This is a genomic window from Parashewanella sp. 2304DJ23-3 (assembly GCF_056591695.1).
On sequence record NZ_JBWQOH010000009.1, the window covers coordinates 13,163 to 35,302 of the forward strand.

17 protein-coding genes and 1 pseudogene are annotated in these 22,140 nt (G+C 38.9%); 14 read left to right on the forward strand and 4 right to left on the reverse strand.

Features of this window, described 5'->3' with window-relative positions; genetic code table 11:
- Positions 1-312: 312 nt before the first annotated feature.
- The 3 genes from miaE (at position 313) to AC1EU2_RS14830 (ending at position 4,198) form a co-directional block, all read left to right on the forward strand.
- Positions 313-1,065, forward strand: coding sequence for a tRNA isopentenyl-2-thiomethyl-A-37 hydroxylase MiaE (gene miaE, locus AC1EU2_RS14820; protein WP_480299065.1), 753 nt, complete (start codon positions 313-315; stop codon positions 1,063-1,065).
- 249 nt (positions 1,066-1,314) lie between these two features.
- A complete protein-coding gene (locus AC1EU2_RS14825) occupies positions 1,315-2,736 on the forward strand; it encodes a hypothetical protein (RefSeq protein ID WP_480299066.1) in 1,422 nt (473 codons plus the stop codon).
- Positions 2,737-3,049: 313 nt separating this feature from the next.
- The gene (locus AC1EU2_RS14830; RefSeq protein WP_480299067.1) at positions 3,050-4,198 is read left to right on the forward strand and encodes a hypothetical protein; all 1,149 of its coding nucleotides are present in this window, start codon (positions 3,050-3,052) and stop codon (positions 4,196-4,198) included.
- A gap of 6 nt (positions 4,199-4,204) precedes the next feature.
- On the opposite strand, the gene AC1EU2_RS14835 is transcribed toward AC1EU2_RS14830, so the two are convergent.
- Together AC1EU2_RS14835 and AC1EU2_RS14840 are read right to left on the reverse strand one after the other, a co-directional pair.
- The gene (locus AC1EU2_RS14835; RefSeq protein WP_480299068.1) at positions 4,205-4,915 is read right to left on the reverse strand and encodes a UDP-2,3-diacylglucosamine diphosphatase; all 711 of its coding nucleotides are present in this window, start codon (positions 4,913-4,915) and stop codon (positions 4,205-4,207) included.
- A 9-nt stretch (positions 4,916-4,924) separates the two neighbouring features.
- A complete protein-coding gene (locus AC1EU2_RS14840; protein WP_480299069.1) occupies positions 4,925-5,419 on the reverse strand; it encodes a peptidylprolyl isomerase in 495 nt (164 codons plus the stop codon).
- Between the two features lie 172 nt (positions 5,420-5,591).
- On the opposite strand from AC1EU2_RS14840, the gene cysS reads away from it, so the two are divergent.
- On the forward strand, positions 5,592-6,971 hold the full coding sequence (cysS, locus tag AC1EU2_RS14845) for a cysteine--tRNA ligase (protein ID WP_480299070.1): 1,380 nt from the start codon (positions 5,592-5,594) through the stop codon (positions 6,969-6,971).
- A 58-nt stretch (positions 6,972-7,029) separates the two neighbouring features.
- On the opposite strand, the gene AC1EU2_RS14850 is transcribed toward cysS, so the two are convergent.
- On the reverse strand, positions 7,030-7,698 hold the full coding sequence (locus AC1EU2_RS14850) for a methyltransferase domain-containing protein (RefSeq protein WP_480299071.1): 669 nt from the start codon (positions 7,696-7,698) through the stop codon (positions 7,030-7,032).
- 195 nt (positions 7,699-7,893) lie between these two features.
- On the opposite strand from AC1EU2_RS14850, the gene lon reads away from it, so the two are divergent.
- The 3 genes from lon to AC1EU2_RS14865 all read left to right on the forward strand — a co-directional run bounded on the left by lon (position 7,894) and on the right by AC1EU2_RS14865 (position 12,863).
- Positions 7,894-10,263 (forward strand): endopeptidase La, encoded by a 2,370-nt coding sequence (gene lon / locus AC1EU2_RS14855; RefSeq protein WP_480299072.1) that lies wholly within the window; start codon positions 7,894-7,896, stop codon positions 10,261-10,263.
- A gap of 246 nt (positions 10,264-10,509) precedes the next feature.
- Positions 10,510-10,782, forward strand: a complete 273-nt coding sequence (gene hupB / locus AC1EU2_RS14860; protein WP_121839368.1) for a nucleoid-associated protein HU-beta — start codon at positions 10,510-10,512, stop codon at positions 10,780-10,782.
- A 194-nt stretch (positions 10,783-10,976) separates the two neighbouring features.
- A complete protein-coding gene (locus tag AC1EU2_RS14865) occupies positions 10,977-12,863 on the forward strand; it encodes a SurA N-terminal domain-containing protein (RefSeq protein ID WP_480299073.1) in 1,887 nt (628 codons plus the stop codon).
- A 150-nt stretch (positions 12,864-13,013) separates the two neighbouring features.
- Here the strand turns inward: AC1EU2_RS14865 and AC1EU2_RS14870 are convergent, their stop codons facing one another.
- Complete coding sequence (locus AC1EU2_RS14870) at positions 13,014-13,523, reverse strand: nucleotidyl cyclase domain-containing protein (RefSeq protein WP_480299074.1); 510 nt, start codon at positions 13,521-13,523, stop codon at positions 13,014-13,016.
- A 158-nt stretch (positions 13,524-13,681) separates the two neighbouring features.
- On the opposite strand from AC1EU2_RS14870, the gene AC1EU2_RS14875 reads away from it, so the two are divergent.
- The 7 genes and pseudogenes from AC1EU2_RS14875 to AC1EU2_RS14905 all read left to right on the forward strand — a co-directional run bounded on the left by AC1EU2_RS14875 (position 13,682) and on the right by AC1EU2_RS14905 (position 22,037).
- Positions 13,682-15,508 (forward strand): DUF885 domain-containing protein, encoded by a 1,827-nt coding sequence (locus tag AC1EU2_RS14875; protein WP_480299075.1) that lies wholly within the window; start codon positions 13,682-13,684, stop codon positions 15,506-15,508.
- Positions 15,509-15,566: 58 nt separating this feature from the next.
- Complete coding sequence (locus AC1EU2_RS14880) at positions 15,567-16,097, forward strand: GNAT family N-acetyltransferase (protein ID WP_480299076.1); 531 nt, start codon at positions 15,567-15,569, stop codon at positions 16,095-16,097.
- A gap of 42 nt (positions 16,098-16,139) precedes the next feature.
- A pseudogene (locus tag AC1EU2_RS14885) lies at positions 16,140-16,358 on the forward strand (RNA-binding S4 domain-containing protein); the annotation flags it as partial.
- An 18-nt stretch (positions 16,359-16,376) separates the two neighbouring features.
- Entirely contained in the window at positions 16,377-16,760 is a 384-nt protein-coding gene (locus AC1EU2_RS14890; RefSeq protein ID WP_480299162.1) for a ribonuclease E inhibitor RraB, read from the forward strand.
- A gap of 75 nt (positions 16,761-16,835) precedes the next feature.
- Positions 16,836-17,600 (forward strand): TSUP family transporter, encoded by a 765-nt coding sequence (locus AC1EU2_RS14895; RefSeq protein WP_480299077.1) that lies wholly within the window; start codon positions 16,836-16,838, stop codon positions 17,598-17,600.
- Positions 17,601-17,835: 235 nt separating this feature from the next.
- Positions 17,836-18,984 carry an exonuclease SbcCD subunit D gene (locus tag AC1EU2_RS14900; protein WP_480299078.1) on the forward strand — a complete coding sequence of 383 codons (1,149 nt, stop codon included), beginning with the start codon at positions 17,836-17,838 and terminating at the stop codon, positions 18,982-18,984.
- Positions 18,981-22,037: an SbcC/MukB-like Walker B domain-containing protein gene (locus tag AC1EU2_RS14905; RefSeq protein WP_480299079.1), complete on the forward strand. Its 3,057-nt coding sequence runs from the start codon at positions 18,981-18,983 to the stop codon at positions 22,035-22,037. Before AC1EU2_RS14900 ends, AC1EU2_RS14905 begins: the two co-directional genes overlap by 4 nt.
- Positions 22,038-22,140 lie beyond the last annotated feature (103 nt).

The window sequence follows — 22,140 nt, forward strand, 5'->3', positions numbered from 1 at the left end:
TGTGCACCTACTACATCGAATATGGCCATCAATTGCCTTAACCAACTCCCAGTAAATAATGGTTTAGACAATCGCACGTCTTTACTACCACTACGACTTGTCAGCCTGACAAGTTCTATATCAGTTTTTATTTGATATAGTTTATTTATTAAACAAAACAGGCGGCTAGTCAAGAAGTTAATTTTTTGTGCATGTTTAAATGACACTCAAGCTTTGGTTGTGTGTGTTGAATTGACACTGCCTATAGGGCACTTATTCATGGGCGATTGTGTTACTATTTCGCAGCGTTGAATGGCAAGCTAGGATAAAGAATTGCAAGAGTTGTTAGCCCCAATTAAATCATTTTTGAAATGTGAAACACCGCAAGCGTGGATTGATGAAGCGATAAAGCCTGAAAATTTACCGGTAATTTTATTAGACCACCTAATATGTGAGTTGAAGGCCGCCCAAAGTGCTATGTACTTAATTCGCAAATATGCAGTAGATAAAGAAAGTGGTAATGCTCTTTTAGAGTGGCTAAAGCCCTTTGAGGCTTTTGCCTATCGTAAAGAGGGTGATTGGCGTGAGCTAGTGAAGCATAATACCCTAACTAAATCTATGCTACCGAAATCAGGTACTCCGTATGGACAAGACTTGATTGATAAAATGGTATTACTAATAAAAGAAGAGCTACACCATTTTTATCAAGTGTTAGAGTTGATGGAAGAGTTTAACGTTCCTTATGAAAACATTACGTCAAGCCGTTATGCTAAAGGCATGATTCGAAACGTTACCAGTTACGAGCCTGATACGTTAATTGATAAGCTGATTATAGGTGCTTACATTGAAGCTCGTTCGTGTGAACGCTTTGCAGCTCTGGCTCCGCATGTTGATAAGCGGCTAGGTGACTTTTACGTTTCATTATTGCGAAGTGAAGCTCGACATTACCAAGATTATTTATCTCTTGCAGAAGAAATTGCAGGAGAAGATATCTCAGAAAGAGTACAACGCTTTGGAGAAATTGAAGCAGAGCTTATTTCATCAAATGACTTTGACTTTAAGTTTCATAGTGGAGTTCCTGTTTAACGTTAATTTAATCTTAAACTGGTTAATAAGACTTTTTGAGTTTCTACATTAGAATATTTTTCTGACCTATAAAAATCTCAGGCCACTAAGTTTATAGCTCCTTGTAGCGGGAACTGGGCTTTTCAATTCCATATTCTGTTAATGATTAGTTTACCTATCAATAATTGTTAATTTTAATTAATTAGGCTTACTAAATCATGAGGGTTAACCTTTTTTAAAATCTCATTAATTTTATTTAAGGTGAACGAAATGGCTACAGGAGGAGGGGTACCCTTAGAGTATTCAATGCAGCAGATGGGTTTTCAGTCTCTGCCTGATGGAGCTTCGAGATCTCATGAGGGGGCGCATAGACGAACGCAAACTGAATTATTAAGAAGTACTTCGTTTACGGGAAGTGGTATGTATCCGACTTCGAGTTCAGTTCTAGCAGTGAGACAATCTACAGCTTCATTAGCTGAACCTTCATCAATGCCACCATTGCCTGATTGTTTTAATTTAAAAATCCCACTTGCAGGCTTTGAACCTGTTATTGAATGTAAAGGTATTCCCCCCTTTGATCCACATATCGAAGAAAATTACGGGATATTAAATAATCTATGGTTAGAACCTAAAACTACAGAAGGTGAATTTAGAAAAGAATATGAGAATGCAAGACATCTTCAATTAGTACCTTTGGATGCTAAAGATATGTTAGATGGAGATACTTATAAAAAAGCGACTCTTACTGCCCCACACTCTGCTGCTCCTTTTCAGTTTTCAGTCCAAGGGAAGCTCTATGGGTTAACACAAAGTTTAAATAAAACTACACTTAATCGAAGTCAAAATATAACCCAAGCTTTGCTTTGTTTACATTATTTAGCCCATGTTGAAACAGGTGAGGGTCCTAGACTTTGGATGGACGCCCTTGAAGATTTAAATAATCAAACAACAATTTTTCGAAGTGGAGAGTTAAACTATTATAATGTGTTAAGTGACTTAAGAGAAATTAATAAGAAGCAAGTTGAATTAAGCAGTCAGATCAATCCCAGACAAATGATATGTGGTTCAGGTCAAATTGATTTTTGTCAACCATCTAGGGAAAGGGATGATTTTCTATTATCGTGCGACACATCGTCATCGCTTATGACTTCCTTACAAGATTCATGTCAATCAAGTGTTCCAAGAACGTCAGCTAAATTGATTGCTCCTGAAATGAATATGGAAACGGAGCTATGCCTTGACACCGAAAGAGGTGCATTACTGGACTCCACATATAAATTTGATCCAAGCATCCGTAACGCACCATCTTATTCCTTGTTTTCCGACTCATTTAAAACATCAGGTTTTGCAAGTAATGTAGAAAAAGTTTTAGCTGAAAAAAATTACAGTGAAGAATATGCTAGAGATTTATTTCAATTACATATGGCTTGTAAAGTTTTAGAAAGAGATATTCCTGCTAGGCAAGACTTCAAAGATCTAAATGTTAATGTACAAGGTGACGTATCGACTGCTGAAACCATAAAGAGCAGTACTGAATTATTAAAAGAGTTTTTTCCAGGTGCTAATACTGAAAAGTTTATAGGTCTTCTTCATACACAGGTTTATTTAAAAGAACTTATCCCGGTTTTAGAATGCAAGGCCAAAGAGTTAGGTATTTGTTTATATAGTTTTGATTTACCTGAAGTAATTTAAATCAGAAAGTTTATATGTAAAATCAAAGTGGTACTCGCACTGTTATTTATGGTAGCGACTATCTAATTGCAAATAATATAACCAGTTAAATTACCGATATTTTTTTCTAAAAATATTGTGTTTTTACATTAAAAATAATTAATTAGAGTGAATAATAAAACAGCATTAACCTCTTATATGAATTTAAATTTATATATGAGGTTTAATTATGGCTGTTGAAGGCGTAAGGCAACAACTAGCTCACACTTCTTTTTGTTCAGTTTCTGAGCCCACAGAAAATAAACTCTCTAAGTCGACTCATAGTAAAGAAGTTATGAGTAAATACAAAGAGCTAAACAACCAATTTATGGATACTAGTATTAGTGATCAAACTTTTCTTGAGAATTGGAACGAGGCATATCAAGAAGGCTTAGTACCATTTCCTGCAAATAAACTATTTACGAAAGAAGTTTCATTTGAGGTTGTTTCTGGGGCAAATGGAAAAAAATACATGAGTGAAAGTTATTCAGGGAAAACGATATTCAAAAGAGCTCAAGCTGATGAAAAGCCGACAGAGTTAAACTGGATTATACTAAATAAGCTCAACGAAGTTTCAATGGATGCGAATAACAAGAAAAATCCTCTTGAACCAGATTTAACGGCTGAACAGTGTGCAAGTGGATTACGTTATTATGCATATATAGAATGTGATGATGATTTTAAAATGGGAGCTGATGTTACTAGCCATTTAAAAAATAGTGTATGGTTTACACATGGAGTAAATGTTCGTCAGTTAGAACAAGATGTGGAATTGATTCATCAAGAACAATCGGCAGAAAACCAAAAAACGAAACAAAGTGGGTTAGTTGGGGGAGCTTCAGTCTTACCAAATGCGAAAGGTGGTACGCTTGTAAAGCCTTTAAAAGAAGCTGCTACTGAAAGAGATTTAGAGCAGTCTTTTTCAGCTAGTCTTTCAATTCCATTGAGGTCCATGAATCAGTTCACTCAAGCGGAAGCTAAAGCTCCGAGTATGAGTGCAGAAGTTCGAAAATATTGTGATGATTCATTAGCTCTAACTACCTATAGAGTCGATCCTGAAGATAAAAAGAAACCAAAGTTTGATTTATTTACGAAAGACTTTACAAAGTTAGGTACATTTACTAAACAGATGAATCATGTATTTAGTATTGAATCAGTGGATGAGGTTGCACAAAAACAAATTCAGAGCTTGCATTATGCGAGTAGAATTTTATCGAGAGAGCTACCACAAAAGCCCGATTTAACAGAAAGGGATGTCCATACTATGGCTACTAGAGAAGACGCTGTCAGCGCTGGAGTTGAGAAAAAGTGGGATAGAGCTAAAACAATAAAAGATTCAATTGTGTATATGGAAGAATCGAGAAAAGCGCTAGAGAATTTAGCTAGTCAGCTAGAACTAGGGGTATATATGGAGCCGCTTCCTCAATACAAGAAAGAATCATAAAAAATATCAAAACGGCAGTGTCGTTAACATCGCTCCATCAGGCGAAACTTCTAACACGCTGCCTTCATCGTACCAATCACCAACGACAATGCGCTCTTTTCCTTCAACAACATTGCTAAAGCCTGGTCTGTGAGTATGGCCATGAATCATCTGCGTGGTGTTAGTTTCAAGCATTAACTGTTTTACGGCTGATGGTGTAACATCCATAATTTTCATGCTCTTGGATTTATTTGCTTTTTTACTTTTACCACGAACATTTTTAGCGATTAGTCGTCGAACACCACTTGGCATCGTCGTATAAATCCAACGTATGGCTGGGTTGTTTCTTAGCTTACGGAATTTTTGGTATTCCTCATCTAATGTGCACAATGTATCACCATGAAGGAGCACCGTTTTTTTACCATAAAGGTTAATGGTGTGAACCTCTGGTAGTATCTTCATCCCAGATAATTTTGCATATTGATGGCTCAATAGAAAATCACGATTTCCGTTAATGAAATAGATGGGAGTATAACGTGATGTTGCTTTCAACTTTTCGGCGACTTCAAGTGCCAAATCGTCTGCTACGTCATCGCCTAACCAAATTTCAAAGAGATCACCAAGAATATACAGAGCCTCAGCTTTATGAGCTTGAGTCTCTAAAAAATGGTAAAAAGCTTTGGTGATATAAGGGAGATCATCACTTAAGTGAAGATCTCCAATAAATAAAGTCGTCATCTAAAGAATTTAGCCTTCGATCGTTACTTTTTCAATTAAAACAGGCTCTAACGGCACGTCTTGATGCATACCACTGCGGCCAGTTGCAACGCCTTTAATTTTCTCAACAACATCCATGCCTTCAGTAACTTCACCAAACACACAATAACCCCAGCCTTGTAGTGTTTCTGATTTGAAATCTAAGAAGGTGTTATCACTGATGTTAATGAAGAACTGAGAACTTGCAGAGTGTGGCGCTTGAGTGCGAGCCATTGCAAGAGTCCCGATTTTGTTTGATAAGCCGTTGTTCGCTTCATTTTCAATCGCTTCGTGACCTTGCTTTTGTTCCATATCAGCAGTGAAACCACCACCTTGGACCATAAAGCCATCGATTACACGATGGAAAACTGTACCTTCGAAGAAACCTTCTTTTGCGTACTTCATGAAGTTTTCAGCCGTTTTTGGTGCATTTTCAAAGTCTAGAGTGATTTTAATGTCACCAAAGTTGGTATGTAATGTGATCATTTGGATACTGTAATCAAGTTATAAAGGCTTAATTTTAACTTAACTACTAAATTCTATAAAGAGAAGTATTCACTAAGTCTGCACACATGATAAACTTTCGGGCTCATGGATTTGGAGTTTCACAATAATTGACTCCAATATATGTATGACCATTAAAATAAAGAGATCGATAATGTTGAAAATATACAACAGCTTAACCCGCAAAAAAGAGGAATTTAAACCGATTCGTGCTGACAAAGTTGGCATGTACGTGTGTGGGGTAACTATTTACGATCTCTGTCACATTGGTCATGGCCGTACTTTTGTTTCATTCGATATGATTGCACGTTATTTGCGCTTTAGTGGCTACAATTTAGATTACCATCGCAATATCACTGATGTTGACGATAAAATTATTAAACGTGCTAATGAAAATAAAGAGTCTTGCGATGACTTAACAGAGCGCTTAATTGGCGAAATGCACGCTGATTTTGATGCTTTAAATATGATTCGTCCAGATATCGAGCCAAGAGCGACTGAACATATCCCTGATATGGTCGAAATGATTGAGCGTTTAATTGAAAAAGAACATGCCTATGTGGCTGAAAATGGCGACGTACTGTTTCGTGTGGAATCTTTTGCTGATTACGGTCGTTTATCAGGCCAAGATTTAGAGCAACTTAAAGCCGGTGCTCGCGTTGAAGTTGAAGACGCTAAAGAAAACCCAATGGATTTTGTTCTTTGGAAAATGTCTAAGCCAGGTGAACCAACATGGGATTCACCATGGGGACCAGGACGTCCAGGATGGCACATTGAATGTTCAGCAATGAACAGCAAAAACTTAGGTAATCATTTTGATATTCATGGTGGCGGTTCAGATCTTCAGTTCCCACATCATGAAAATGAGATTGCTCAGTCTTGCTGCGCAAATGATACTTCATACGTAAATTATTGGATGCATTCTGGCATGGTGATGATCGACAAAGAGAAAATGTCGAAGTCATTGGATAACTTTTTTACGATTCGTGATGTTCTTGCTCATTATGATGCTGAAACGATTCGTTACTTCTTATTGTCTGGACATTATCGCAGTCAAATCAACTACTCTGAAGACAATTTGAATCAGGCTCGTGCGGCTGTTGAACGTTTATACACAGCGATTAAAGATTTAGATTTGAGCGTTGAACCTGCAGAAGCTGAGGCATTTGTCGCTAAGTTTAATGAAGCGATGGACGATGACTTTAATACACCAGAAGCTTACTCAATATTGTTTGATATGGTACGTGAAATCAATCGTTTGAAAGGTTCAGATGTAGCTTCTGCTAATGCCCTAGGTGCAAAATTAAAGCAACTTACTGATGTGCTTGGTTTGTTAAAGCAGACACCTGAAGCTTTCTTCCAAGGAGAAGGTAATCAAGATGAAGTTGCTGAGATTGAAGCATTAATTGCTGAGCGCAATCGTGCTCGTACTGAAAAAGATTGGGCAGCAGCAGATAAAGCACGTGATGGATTAAATGCGCTTGGGGTTGTTCTTGAAGATGGCGCTAATGGTACAACATGGCGTAAGAAGTAATTTTTAATTCTTGTATAAAAAGCCCAAGCATTGAGTCTTGGGCTTTTTGTTATAAGTTCTAACGAAGACTTACTACAACATCATAGACATCCCACTTTTCGAGATCTCCTAAAAAGTCTTTTTGCTGATATTTTCTATGTAACAATGTTTCGACTTTAAAATCAGATTCGCTAATTAGATTTTTAAGCTCCTGAGGTGTAAGACCAAATGTACTGCCATCTTTATTAAACGAAGCGTCAGGGCCATTCATTGTGAAGGCAAAAACACCATTAGGCTTTAAGTGGTCATGAATGGTTTGAAAAATACCTAGCATGTCACCCTCCTTTTCAAATGGCAGTGAACGAACTGCATACACAAAGTTATATTTTCCTTTCATTGTTAATTTAGAAAGAGGCCCTTGTTGAAAAGTAAAGTGGCCTGGAAAACCCTTTGCTCTCTGAGTCATAATATTTATAGGGCGAGTAGTTGGATTGATACAACTTACGTTCCAACCTTTTTCAATGAGATATGTGTCTTCATTTCCAGAGCGACAACCTAAATCATAAGCTGTCGCATTTTTGTCGATGTTAGGGTATTTATATTTAAGTTTGTGGTACGTTTCTTTAACTAAATAATAAGTTAGACCATCAACACGGCCATCTATATAGCTGCGCCATGATTCAAATGCATGAGAAGGGAAACTCAATAGACTAAAAATTAAGCTGATACCAAGAAGTAGTGTTTTCATTTTCAATTCCAAAGCCTACACTGTAGAGTGAAATGGCAGGATACCTTGTCCATGTTTAATGAAACTTGAATATCATCGCTTAAAATTTAACGTAACAGCTCTTAGCAATCAGCTTTTTTAGCAATCTGGTATTGAAACGGCAATTTCAATCCCAATATACTCTTAATAACTCATTTCATCATACGGAATTGCAATATGACCCAAGAGAGTGAAGCGCATATCGAACTTCCCGTATTACCACTGAGAGATGTGGTAGTTTACCCTCACATGGTTATTCCGTTGTTCATAGGCCGCGAAAAATCAATTCGTTGTCTAGAAGCAGCAATGGAGCAGGATAAACAGATTATCCTTGTTGCCCAGCGCGACGCCGATCTTGACGAACCGACTACAGATGACATTTTCGATGTTGGTACCGTTGCTTCAATTCTGCAACTGCTTAAATTACCCGACGGCACAGTAAAAGTATTGGTTGAAGGTGGAAAGCGTGCAGTCATAGAAAAGTTTACCCAAGAAGATGAGTACTTTGTTGCGGTAGCTGGCCATAAAGATTCTGGTGAGCTAGACAGCAAAGAAGAAGAAGTACTTGTACGTAGCGCCATTGGCCAATTTGAAGGTTACATCAAGCTGAATAAAAAGATTCCGCCTGAAGTATTAACTTCGCTTTCTGGTATTGAAGAGGCGGCTCGTCTTGCAGATACAATGGCTGCACATATGCCGCTTAAGCTTGGCGACAAGCAGTCAGTGCTTGAGATGTTTAATGTATCAGAGCGCCTTGAATACCTAATGAGCATGATGGAAGCGGAAATCGACTTATTACAAGTTGAAAAACGTATTCGTTCTCGTGTTAAAAAGCAGATGGAAAAGAGTCAGCGTGAGTATTACTTGAATGAGCAAATGAAAGCCATTCAAAAAGAACTCGGTGATTTAGACGAAGGCCAAGACGAATTTGAAGTGCTTGGTAAGAAAGTTGAAGAAGCTCAAATGCCATCAGAAGCTAAAGATAAAACTTTAGCTGAATTGAACAAGTTAAAAATGATGTCACCGATGTCAGCAGAGGCGACAGTTGTTCGCAGCTACATTGATTGGATGACATCAGTACCTTGGAAGAAGCGTTCAAAAATCAAGCGTGATCTGTCCAAAGCCGAAGAAGTATTAGACACTGATCATTACGGTCTAGAGAAAGTAAAAGAACGCATTCTTGAGTATCTAGCAGTTCAAAGTCGAGTAAAATTATTGAAAGGCCCGATTTTGTGCTTAGTGGGGCCTCCAGGTGTAGGTAAAACTTCATTAGGTCAATCAATCGCTAAAGCGACGGGGCGTAAATATATACGCGTTGCTTTAGGTGGTGTACGTGATGAAGCTGAAATCCGTGGTCACAGAAGAACATACATTGGCTCAATGCCGGGTAAAGTCATTCAAAAGATGGCTAAAGTTGGCGTTAAGAACCCATTATTCTTATTAGACGAAATCGATAAGATGAGTTCTGATATGCGAGGCGACCCTGCATCTGCACTACTAGAAGTGTTAGATCCTGAACAAAACGCAACATTCAACGACCATTACTTAGAAATCGATTACGACTTATCAGATGTTATGTTTGTTGCAACGTCTAACTCGATGGATATTCCAGGCCCTTTATTAGACCGTATGGAAGTGATTCGTTTGTCTGGTTATACCGAAGACGAAAAACTGAACATCGCAACACAACATTTATTGCCTAAACAAATTGAGCGCAACGGGTTAAAAACGTCTGAAATTGAAGTGGATGAAAGTGCTGTAATCAGCATTATTCGTTACTACACTCGTGAAGCAGGTGTTCGTGCACTTGAACGTGAGTTATCTAAAGTTTGCCGCAAAGTAGTTAAGCAAATCTTGCTGGATAAGTCCGTTAAAAAAGTTAAGGTGGATGAAGGGAACATTAAGTCATTCCTTGGTGTCCAACGCTTCGATTATGGTAAAGCTGAGTCGAAAAACCAAATTGGTCAGGTAACAGGTTTAGCCTATACCCAAGTTGGTGGTGATCTCTTGACCATTGAAGCAACATCGGTCCCTGGTAAAGGTAAGCTGTCTTACACAGGTTCACTTGGTGATGTCATGCAAGAGTCGATTCAGGCAGCAATGACTGTAGTTCGTGCTCGTGCGGAAGAGTTAGGTATTAACCCAGACTTCCATGAAAAACGTGATATTCACGTTCATGTGCCAGAAGGAGCGACACCGAAAGATGGTCCTTCAGCTGGTGCAGCAATGTGTACTACATTGGTATCGAGTTTAACGGGTAACCCTGTATGTGCCGATGTGGCAATGACCGGTGAAATTACCCTGCGTGGTGAAGTATTACCGATTGGTGGCCTAAAAGAAAAGTTACTTGCAGCACATCGTGGTGGCATAAAGCGAGTTCTGATACCTAAAGAAAACGAGCGTGATTTAGAAGAAATCCCACAAAATGTTGTGGCTGATTTGGAAATTCACCCAGTTCGTTGGGTAGACGAAGTACTTGAATTGGCGTTAGAAAGACCAATTAAAGGCTTTGAAGTGGTCAAAAATCCAAAAAAAGCAAAAAAATAGTGTTATTTGCTTAAAAAACATGAAAAAAGGGCTTAACAAAACAGAGACCTGTGGTAGCCTAGGGAAGTGGAGAATCAGCACCAAAACCCGCGGAAGCGCTGGTGTAGAGCTAAATCCAATTATTTTTCATTGGTTTTAATAGTTAGCTTGAACTTTGGTTTTAAGCTTGTTATAAAAGCCTCCGCAAGCCGCGTAAAGAGAAGGACTTGGTTGCGGTGCTAAAAATATTACATTCAAGGGGATGACATGAACAAATCTGAACTAATCGAGAAAATTGCGTCTGATGCAGACATCACTAAAGCAGCTGCTGGCCGCGCATTAGACTCTTTCATCGCAGCTGTGACTGACACGCTAAAAAGCGGTGACAAAATTTCTCTAGTTGGTTTTGGTACTTTTGAAGTACGTGAGCGCGCTGCTCGTACTGGCCGTAACCCACAAACGGGTGCGGAAATCAAAATTGCAGCAGCTAAAGTGCCTGCATTCAAAGCTGGTAAAGCTCTGAAAGACGCTGTTAACTAAGAACAGTTTGTAGCCTTTATAGGTTCACGTGTTTAAGCACTGCTTCGCAGTGCTTTTTACGAGAAGGGCTCTGGAGTTTACTCCAAACACCGACTTAAGGCGCACATTTGTTGCGCCTTTTTATTTGAGATCTAGAAAAGCAAATGTAACGCTCAACTGCTTGTTCTAGTTTAACGCAAAAAGCGAGAAATCTGATGTTAGAAAAGATTCGTGATGGTTCACAAAGCTGGGTTGCTAAAAGCATCTTGGTTCTTGTGATCTTATCTTTCGCCTTTGCTGGTATTAGTAGTTACCTAGGTTCGTCAACAGCTGTGCCTGCTGCGACAGTTAACGGCGAAGATATCAGTAAAGCAGAACTTGAACAGGCTTATCAAAGTGAGCGTAATCGCTTACAACAGCAGTTAGGAGAAATGTTCGATACTCTGTCTGCTAATGATGGTTACCTGCAAACAGTTAGACAACAAGTATTAGACCGTCTAGTCGCTCAAAAACTTGTAGATCAAGCGGCTAAAAAGTTAGGACTTACGGTTTCTGACGAGCAAGTAAAGAAAGCTATTTTCACTGAGCCAGCATTCCAAACTGATGGTAAATTTGACAATGATCGCTACCAAGCGTTGCTTCGTCAATTAGGTTACCAGCCAGTTGCTTTCAGAAACACAATGCGTAACGACATGACTCGTCGTCAACTCATCGAAGGTACTTTAGGGAGCGAGTTCGCCCTAAAAGGTGAAGCAAAGCAAATTGCAGAGTTACAAGGCCAGAGCCGTGACATTAAATATGCAATTGTTAATGCAGAGCCATTTAAAGCTGACATCAAGGTTTCTGACGAACAAGCAAAAGAATATTATGACACTCATCAAGATCAGTTCATTCGACCTGAAATGATCAGTGTCAATTACGTTGAGCTTAATTCTGCAGATTTAGCTAAAAATGTTCACGTAACTGATGCTGATGCACAGGCTTACTATGATGAACATAAAGCTGAGTATCAGTCTCAAGAGAAACGTCTACCAGCTCACATCTTAGTTCAATTTGGTGATGATAAAGCGAAAGCTAAAGCCAAAATTGAAGAAATTAAGAAAGAATTAGATAACGGTGCTGACTTTGCCAAGTTGGCTGAAAAAGATTCAGAAGATACGTTTTCTGCTAAAGAAGGCGGTAAGCTTGATTGGTATGAACATGGCGTTATGGATCCAGCGTTCGACAAAGCGATGTTTGAGCTGAAAAAAGGTCAAGTTTCAGATGTTGTTGAAAGTGAGTTTGGCTTCCATTTGATCAAACTGTTAGATGTTCAGCCTTCGACGACGATTGAATTTGCTAAAGTTAAGCAAGAAATCATTCAAGATCTTAAGAAGAAGCAAGCTGATGAAGAGTACTACGAGCAGAAAGAACAGTTAGCAAATACCAGTTATGAGCAACCAGATTCTCTTACTGATACAGCTAAAGCGGTTGATGGTGAAGTTAAGCACACTGCATTGTTCTCTCGTAACACTGTACCTACAGAGCTAAATAACCCTGAAGTTATTAAAGCTGCGTTTTCTGATCAAGTATTGCAAGATGGTATGAACAGTGAAGTTGTTGATATTGATGACAGCCATTCAGTTGTACTTCGTGTCAATGAGCATAAGGTAGCAGGCACAAAGACTTTTGATGAAGTTAAATCTGATATCGTTGCTCGAATTGCACAAGAAAAAGCGAATGCAAAAGCGGAAGCTAAAGCAAAAGAATTAGCTGCAAGTATCAAAGCTGATAAGTCTGAAGTTGAATTAACAGCTAAAGCAAAACTTCATCGTTTTGACCGTGAACTGAACTCTGCAATCGTTACTAAAGCATTCCAAATGCCAGCGCCAAAAAGTGTACCTTCAGTTGATACTGTTGGTCTTACTGATGGCTTTGCTGTCGTTGTGCTAGATAAAGTGAATGCGGCTGAAGGTATTGATGACAATGTGATTGCTTCTCTACAGCAGCAATTGGTTAATCAATACAGTAACCAAGATTACACTTCACTTGTTGCCTACTTAAAAGCACATGCTGAAATTAAGTATTCGACAGATTTAGATGAAGAGACTGGCTTACAATAAGTTAACGTCTTGATGAAAAATGCCAGTCAGTGACTGGCATTTTTTATGTCTGTTGATGTGTAAAACTAGAGGCAGTAACAAATCAAAATGACTAATTGTGAACGGCCTCTAGATATAAAGACAAAAATATTGTTCAAAGCTGGAGGCTTTTTATTCCCAATATATGATGTCTAAATGTTGCCCCGTCTTTTTACACAGTTTTGAAGCCGCACTTTCTACTTTAGCAATTAAACCGTCGGATGATTTGCTTGGTGTTGGTAAACAATGTCCAGCTGCAATTCTGCAATCAAACCTTTGATGAAATAGAGTATTAGCTTCTTCTTTCTCTTCTTCAATGGCATCTTTAAGTCGTGTAAGCACTGCTTTCATTCCATAGTCATCAACTGCAAATATTCCGACTGTGAATATGCCTCGGTCATTTCTTGCGATAAGATCATCTTGTCTAACTAGCTTTTGTTTTAACTTTTTAGAAAATGATTGTAAAACAGGCTTCGGGTTGGCGGTTTCATCTAAAACAGGGCAGATGTATAAGATCGCTAAACCTTGCTGTTTGGATAAATGCTTTTGCCATTGTCGATTAAACGTCTCGACAAAATAGATTTGGTTATAAACGCCTGTAACAGGATCTTTATAACTCGGTTTTCTCCATGAGTACAACATGCTTTACTCCTACAAAAGCACTCAAATAACCAGTACAATCTTATGTTTGTGATTTGACACCGAGTTAAAGTATAGATGACAATTTTGAAAAATCATCTGTAGACCTTGATATAAAAGCATTTCCCTAAAACTGCTTGTTTAAAAATAAGGATAAAATAATGAAAAAGTCGCTACTAATGATCGCAATGAGTGCAGCACTTTCGCTGACAGGTTGTGATGATTCAGCTGCACCAGAATCAAAAACGAGTAAACCTGCAGCTAAGGAATCTACTGTTTCAATGAAAGAACGGGCAGACATTAGATATTTAAAATTGGTTGACCAATTTTTTAATGATCAAATTGAGTTAAACCCTTTAATGGCTACGTTTGTAGGCGTTAATGATTACAATGATCAATTTGGTGGCGATTTAACAGAAGAATATTTGAAAGCTCGCCACAATTTGAATCAATCTTACTTAGATAAAGTACGTAAGATTAACCGTGAAGACCTATCTCCATCATTGCAATTTAGCTATGACCTATTTGCCTATGACCGAAATATGGAGTTGATTGGTGAGAAGTACCCAGATCGTTGGTTACCGATGAACCAATTCTATAATACAGTGATCACTATGATTCAGTTAGGTACCGGTGAAAGTGCTCAGCCGTTTAAAACGGTAAAAGATTACGAAAATTGGCTATCTCGTTTAACCGGATTTATTCAATGGACTAAGCTAGCTCAACAGCGTATGGATGAGGGGATCGAGAGTAAAGTTGTTTTACCTCGAGTGCTCGTTGAAAAAATCATTCCACAACTGCAATCGCAGTTAGTTGAAAAGCCAGAAGAGAGTATTTTCTATTCCCCTGTTAACAATTTCCCTGAAAGTTTTTCTGATGCAGATAAAGCGGCATTAACCGCTAAATACAAAGTCATGATTTCAGATAAGTTGCTGCCAGCAATCTCGAATTTGAAAGGTTACTTTGAGACGACATATCTACCAAAGTCTCGTGCAACTCATGGTTGGTGGGGATTACCAAATGGTAAAGCATGGTATCAACATTATGCGAATTACCACACTACGACAAAAATGCCAGTTGATGAAATTCATGAAATTGGGTTAAGTGAAGTTTCTCGTATTTTGTCAGAAATGGATAAAGTTCGTGAACAAGTTGGATTTAAAGGTGATCTTAAAGCGTTCTTTGCTTCTTTGTCATCAGAGCCTCAATACTTCTTTGAAGATCGTCAAGGTTTAGTTGATGGCTATATGGACTTAAAAACTAAGATTAATAAAGAGCTGCCTAAATATTTTAATGTTATGCCAGTCGCAGACTACATCGTTAAGCCAGTTGAAGCTTTCCGTGAAAAGTCAGCAGCAGGTGCTTCATATCAATCACCTGCGGTTGATGGATCTCGCCCAGGTATTTTCTATATTAATACTTATAATTTAAAGGCACAGCCAAAGTGGGGCATGACCACATTGTCGTTGCATGAAGCGGCGCCAGGACATCATTTCCAGATTGCGATTAAACAGGAATTAAAAGGTGTTCCGCAGTTCCAACGTTTTAGTGGTTACACTGCATTTGAAGAAGGTTGGGCGCTTTACGCTGAATACTTAGGTATTGAGATGGGTCTATTTACTGATCCTTATCAATATTTTGGTAAGCTGTCTGATGAAATGCTTCGTGCTATGCGTTTAGTTGTGGATACAGGTCTTCATGCTAAAGGCTGGAGCCGTGAACAAGCCATTCAGTACATGAAAGATAATTCGCCAATGGCGGAATCTGACATTACTGCTGAAGTTGAACGTTATATGGCAATCCCAGGTCAGGCACTTTCTTATAAAATAGGTCAGTTAAAGATAATCGAATTGCGTGAAAAAGCTGAAAAAGCCCTTGGTGATAAGTTTGATCTTAAAGACTTCCATGATCAAATTTTGACTACAGGTTCATTACCTATGGCAGTTATGGAACAAAAGATTGACCATTGGATTGCTTCTCAGCAATAATCAATGAGTTATCAAAGATAAGGCGACCGTTGGTCGCTTTTTTTATCCAAGGAAGAAAATGATAAATCTAGAATCCAAAAATCTTACTTTGCGTTCACTTTCAGACTCTGACTGGCCGATATTTTTTGAAATGAATTCAAGTGTTGAGGTATGTCGATTTATTAGACCCCCTCAAGCAGAATATGAAATCCGACAAACGTTCGAGCAGAGAAAGAAACCATGGGACTTCGAGCTTAATGAGTGGTTAGCGTTAGTGTTAGAGGATCGAGATGGAAATTTTGTTGGTTACTCAGGTTTTCGATGTATAGATGAAGTATACAAGGATGCGGAAGTTGGATATATGATGCACCCAAGGGCTCAAGGTAAAGGTTTTGCGACAGAAGCACTGCAGCAGATTACTCAATGGGGCATACATAAGTACGGCATTCGGAAGTTCATTGCTTATTGCGACGTTGAAAATATCGGTTCACAACGGGTACTGCAAAAGACGGGATTTCATCAAGAAGGGGTGCTGAGAGAGCACGTACAAAATGGTGAGCGTTGGGTCGATGATTGCGTTTTTGGTTTATTGAGTCGTGAAATCAAGTGAATGAAGGTATAATCCTGTTTTCGGTTTTTTATAGCGTAAACTATGTCAGATATTGAACAAATTGAGTTGCGAGAAGGCGACGAATTCATTGAGCTTTATAAGGTTCTTAAAATTCAAGGCATGATCAGTGCTGGTGCGGAAGCTAAGCAAGTGATTGCTGAAGGTTTGGTAACGGTTAATGGTGAAGTAGAGACTCGCAAACGTAAAAAGCTTGTATCTGGTGATCTGGTTACGTTTAACGGTGAATCAGCTGTTGTCGTTGGGCACGGAGAAGAGTTAATGTCATTACCTGACGATGATAACGGTAAGATGTTATTAGCCATGGCTGAGTCAGGCATGGATTTGAGTCAACCGATGGATGTAGATTTCTTCTTAGTCTTTGATGAGCAAAGAGACGCTGAAACTGCGCTTGAAGATTTAGTTAATTCAGAATCTGCTGGTGAAGTTGAACTGATGTTCAATGAAGAAACAGCAAAACATGAGATCATTGTGACCTTAAATATGGTTCCTGAGTATGAAACCATTGTTGCACAAGAGGCTGAATTGAATAGCTTTGCGGAAGACTATGACGGTATTACTGATGGTTGGGGTGTTATGCAGAATCAAGAAGGTGATGATGATTTTGCAGACGATCATGAATGCGGTGAAGGTTGTTCTCATTAACCTATGATTTCCGTATCATTGTAACTACTTTTCTTAAGCCACCACTATGGTGGCTTTTTATTATCTAGAAAAATTATGGAATTTGAACTTACTCTACAAATTGCGTTACTGCTTTTTGCTACAGCGACAGTCGCAGGGTTTATTGATTCAATTGCTGGCGGTGGTGGTCTACTTACTATTCCAGCATTAATGTGGGCAGGTGTTCCGCCTGTTGCGGCACTCGGTACCAACAAATTACAAGCGTGCGCAGGCAGTTTTTCCGCAACACTGTACTTTGTTCGTCATGGTGTGATTAAGCTCAAAAAAATGTGGCTATCAGTGCTGTGTTCTTTTGTTGGTGCGGCAGTTGGTGCGTACTGTGTTCAGTTAATTGATACTGAACTACTGATGCTTCTTCTTCCTTTTTTGATGCTCGGAATCGGTTGTTACTTTTTATTCTCTAAAAAGCTCAATGATAGCGAGAGTCAACAGTTACTGACTCCTACTCTATTTGCTTTTACCGCTGCGCTTTCAGTTGGATTTTATGATGGTTTTTTTGGACCGGGTACGGGCAGTTTCTTTGCTCTAGCTTTTGTTACTTTATATGGTTATGGACTCGCCAAAGCGACAGCCCATGCTAAGTTGCTTAACTTTTCGACTAATATTGCAGCATTAGGTGTGTTTATTTTGAGTGGACATGTGTATTGGCTCGTTGGTTTCGTGATGATGATTGGCGGCATAATAGGCGCTAATATTGGCTCACGTTTAGTGATCAGTAAAGGCAGTCAAATCATTCGGCCGCTGGTTGTTGTGATGTCCTTGGCAATGAGCGTCAAATTATTAATGGATCAGATGTCTTAAACAGTCAGTTTGACAACCCAGTATTAAGCGACCACCCACGTTGTTATGAGTGTATAAGATTTTTGAATACACAAACGAATGTATATACTTAATGCCCATATGCTTGTTAGTATTCTTACTGTTTTTTTTGCGAACTTTGAAAGTAATAAAATACTAATTACGTTCAAAATTTAAGACTTACTACCAGCAGTTTATTCTTCACTTATGAACATTCCCAACTGATATATTTAGGATTATGAAATTCATACATACCTCTGATTGGCATATTGGACGCCAGCTTCACAACCAATCTTTACTTGATGATCAAGCTTTTGTGTTAAAGCAAATCGTAGAGCTAGCTCAACGCCATCACGTTGATGTTGTCGTCGTTGCTGGAGACATTTATGATCGCTCAGTTCCGCCAGCAGCTGCTATAACTCTACTTGATGAGGTTTTACAAAAGTTGGTGCATGAACTAAAGATTCAAGTGATCATGATTGCGGGTAACCATGATGGCTATGAGCGATTAGCTTTTGCCTCTCAACAAATGTCAGAAAGTGGTTTACATATTATTGGACCTCTGACTGAACATATTCAAAAAGTAGAATTGACGGGTAAAAGTGGTAATGCCATTTTTTATCCTATTCCTTACGCTGAACCTTCAAGGGTCAGCCATGTATTTGATGTTGAGGTAATAAGTCACGAAACAGCGATGAAGGCCATATTGCAGCAAGTGACAGAGGATGACAGTGAGGGTTTACCTAAAGTGGTTATCAGTCATTGTTTTTTAGATGGTGGAAGTGAGTCCGAATCTGAACGTCCATTAAGTATTGGCGGGGCAGATAAAATCAACCCTGAGATATTTAAGCATTTTGACTACGTGGCACTTGGGCATTTACATGGCCCGCAATATAAGGGCGCTGAACACATTCGTTATTCTGGCTCACCGCTAAAATACTCTTTCAGTGAAGTAAAACAAAACAAGTCTATTACGTTGGTTGAATTTCAATCTGATTCAAAATCACCTGAAATAAGCTTATTACCACTGACTGCAAGGCGAAATGTCAGGGTAATAGAAGGTTATCTCGCCGATATATTAGAAGCTGGGACATCTGATACAGAGAGTGATGACTACTTACTGGTTCGTTTGTTAGATAAACAAGCCATTTTAGATGTAATGGGCAAACTCAGAAGCGTATACCCAAATGTATTACATATTGAACGAACTGGGTTAATGTCTGATGTGAGACAAACTGAGATTAAACGTGAACATATCAAACAAAATGAAATGGATATGTTTACCAGTTTCTTTGAACAAACGACAGGCGATGAGCTTAATGAATTACAACAACGTCGTTTATCAAATCTCCTCGAAGATCTACATCGAAACGAGGATGAGAAATGAGACCAATAAGCTTAACTCTGTCAGCCTTTGGTCCATTTGCTGATACTCAAATAATCCGGTTTTCAGATTTTTCACAAAACGCATTGTTTTTAATTAATGGGGCTACAGGTGCTGGTAAAACAACAATATTAGACGGTATCTGCTTTGCGCTTTATGGTCGAACGACAGGTAATGAGCGTGAAGGGAGCCAAATGCGTTGTGATATGGCTGCTGAATCGATATTAACTGAGGTGACATTTGAGTTCTCATTAGGTGAATATCAATATCGAATCAGACGTGTCCCTGAACAAGCAAGAAAAAAAAGCCGAGGTGACGGATACACTCAACAAAAGCCAGAAGCTCAACTCTTTCGAATAGATACTGACGGCAATGAAACTCTACTGGTTGAGACGAAAGTATCAGAAGCGACTGCATTTATTGAGGATATTCTAGGTTTAGATGTTGATCAGTTCAGGCAGGTCATGGTGCTACCTCAGGGCAAATTTCGTGATTTGCTAATGGCCGATTCAAAGTCGAGAGAAAAGATTTTCGGGCAACTGTTTCAAACTCAAATTTACCGTCGAATCGAAGATAAGCTAAGACAGCAATCAAGTGAAGTTCGCCAGCAAGTACAAGCGCAACGAAATAAACGAGAAGGTATCCTTCAATCTGTCTCATTAAGTTCTGATGATGAACTGAGTGCGTCTTTGTCAGAGTTCAGCCCTTTGCTTGAAAGTGCTGGGCAAGTTAAATCGGATGAGCATGCGCAATTACTACAGCTGACCCAAAAGCTTCAACAAGATAAATTACTCAAACAGCAATTTACCGAGTTTGAAAATCAAAAACAGATTCAACAGTCTTTAGAGCAAAACAAAAGTGTCATTGATGCAAAAGTTTTGCAAATATCTCAAGCCAAATTGGCTGCTGAGGTAATGCCACTTTATGTTTCCAAGCAACAACGAAGTAACGAATTTGAACAATCTAAGATAGGGGTTGAACAAGCCCAAAAGGCACTCGAAAATTCGAAACAAACTCATGCTAAGACGAGTGATGATTTATCGAAACTCGAGAACTTAGAATCAGAGCAAAAATCATTTGAACAGCACTTAGTTGTTCTTAATGAGCTTGCACCAATTTTAGCTGAAAAAAAACAAGTCTTAGTAAACTTAGTTGGTGCTGAAAAAGAGCTTGAGTCAATTGAGCAAAAATTGGCGGAAAGTGAATGTCGACTCCAAACTTTGCAATCCACAAAGCAACAGATTCAACAGCAACTTCCTGAGTTGCGTATGCAAGCTGAAAAGCAGCATGAATCTCAAGCGCAGATATTTCAATTACAACAATTGGATGAAAAGTTAACAACCCTAGCGCATAAACAAACTGAAACAGCAAAATTAAATCAACAATTGTTGCAAGCTAAAGAAGGCGGGCAGAACCTTAAAACGATTTACGAATCTAAAGTGGAGCAACATACCAAACTTCGTATCGATTGGCATCAATCTCAAGCTTCAGTTTTAGCTCAACAATTACAGCTCAATCAGCCTTGCCCCGTTTGCGGAAGTGTTGAGCATCCAAATCCCGTTGTCGCAACAATAACACCACCTACGGAACAAGATCTTGAGCAAGCGCAATTAGCTGAAAATGCGGCGTTAACAGCGTTAAATGAAGCTCGATCTTCGTATAAGCATTTAAAGCAGTTATTGCTGAATTTAGACGTTGAAGTTCAGAATGTTAAGTTAGAGCTCGGTGAAAATGCGAATCGAACTGTTGCAGAAAATCAGCAACAAATTGAATACGTTCAAACGCAGCTAGAGCAGGCCACCAAAGCAATACAACAAGTTAATCAATTACAAAATGAGTATCAGAGAACTGAGCAACAAGAAACGCAGTTGAATACAGAGAGGCAATCCATTCGTAAGCGTTTCGATGAACTCACGCCGCACACAGTAACCTTGCGGTCTCAAATTGCAGAAATTGAAAAGCGATTGAGCAATGACATTACAGACTTGAACTCATTGAATACAAAACAGCAGGAGCTGCGAAATAAGATTGAGTTTAGTGCTAAACAGATAAGCCAAATAAGAGAAGCGCATAACCAATCATCTCAAGTTGTTGCGGCTAATGAGGCTTCTCTCGTTTCAGCATCAAAGCAAGAAAAGGTGGCTATTGAAAATCGAGATAACACGATTAAAGCATTCAATGAAAATTTGAGCAGTGTTGGGTTCACTGACGAGAATGCACTACTAAGTGCAAACCTCGATAAGCCAGTCCTGCAATCATTAGAAGTTGAGGCTCAGCAATATCAACAGCAATGTTCTATCAATCAATCTAAATTGGATGAATTAAAAACGCGATTAGCGGAGAAGCATGTCCCTGATATTGAAGCATTAGAGCAACAGCAATTACTGCAGCAACAGAGTTATAAAAAAGCGGAGCAAATGTGGCAGGAATTACAGACTCAAGTGACTCAGCTACAACAGGTTAAGCAGCAGTTAATCGAGTTAGATAAAACAACCAAAACCTTAGAGGATGAATATGCTGTTATTGGTACTCTCTCTGATGTGGCTAATGGTCAAACAGGTAACCGAATCAGCTTAAACCGATTTGTATTAAGTGTGTTGTTAGACGATGTGCTATTAGATGCCAGTCGACGCTTACATATGATGAGTAAAGGTCGCTATCGCTTACTGAGAAAAGAAGACAAAGCCAAAGGAAATAAAGCTTCAGGCCTTGAGTTGGAAGTTGAAGATGCATACACGTCTAAAGTGCGTGATGTTGCGACGCTGAGTGGCGGTGAAAGCTTTATGGCTGCATTATCGCTTGCTCTAGCCCTATCTGAGGTTGTTCAGGCTTATGCTGGTGGCATTAAGCTTGATACGTTATTCATTGATGAAGGCTTTGGTAGCCTAGATCAAGACTCACTGGAACTAGCAATCCGCACCTTAGTTGATCTCCAGTCTGCTGGACGAATGATTGGTGTAATTTCTCACGTAACCGAAATGAAAGAACAAATTCAGCAACGTATTGATATTCAAAAAACATCTGTAGGAAGTCAGGTAAAGTTAAGGCTATGTTGAGATAGTTCCCAACATTGGTTCTAAATTTCACTTTTTAGACACTGGTCCGATTTTGTGTGTAATTTAATCAGAATTAATTATGCGAGTTTGCTTTTATTTGATA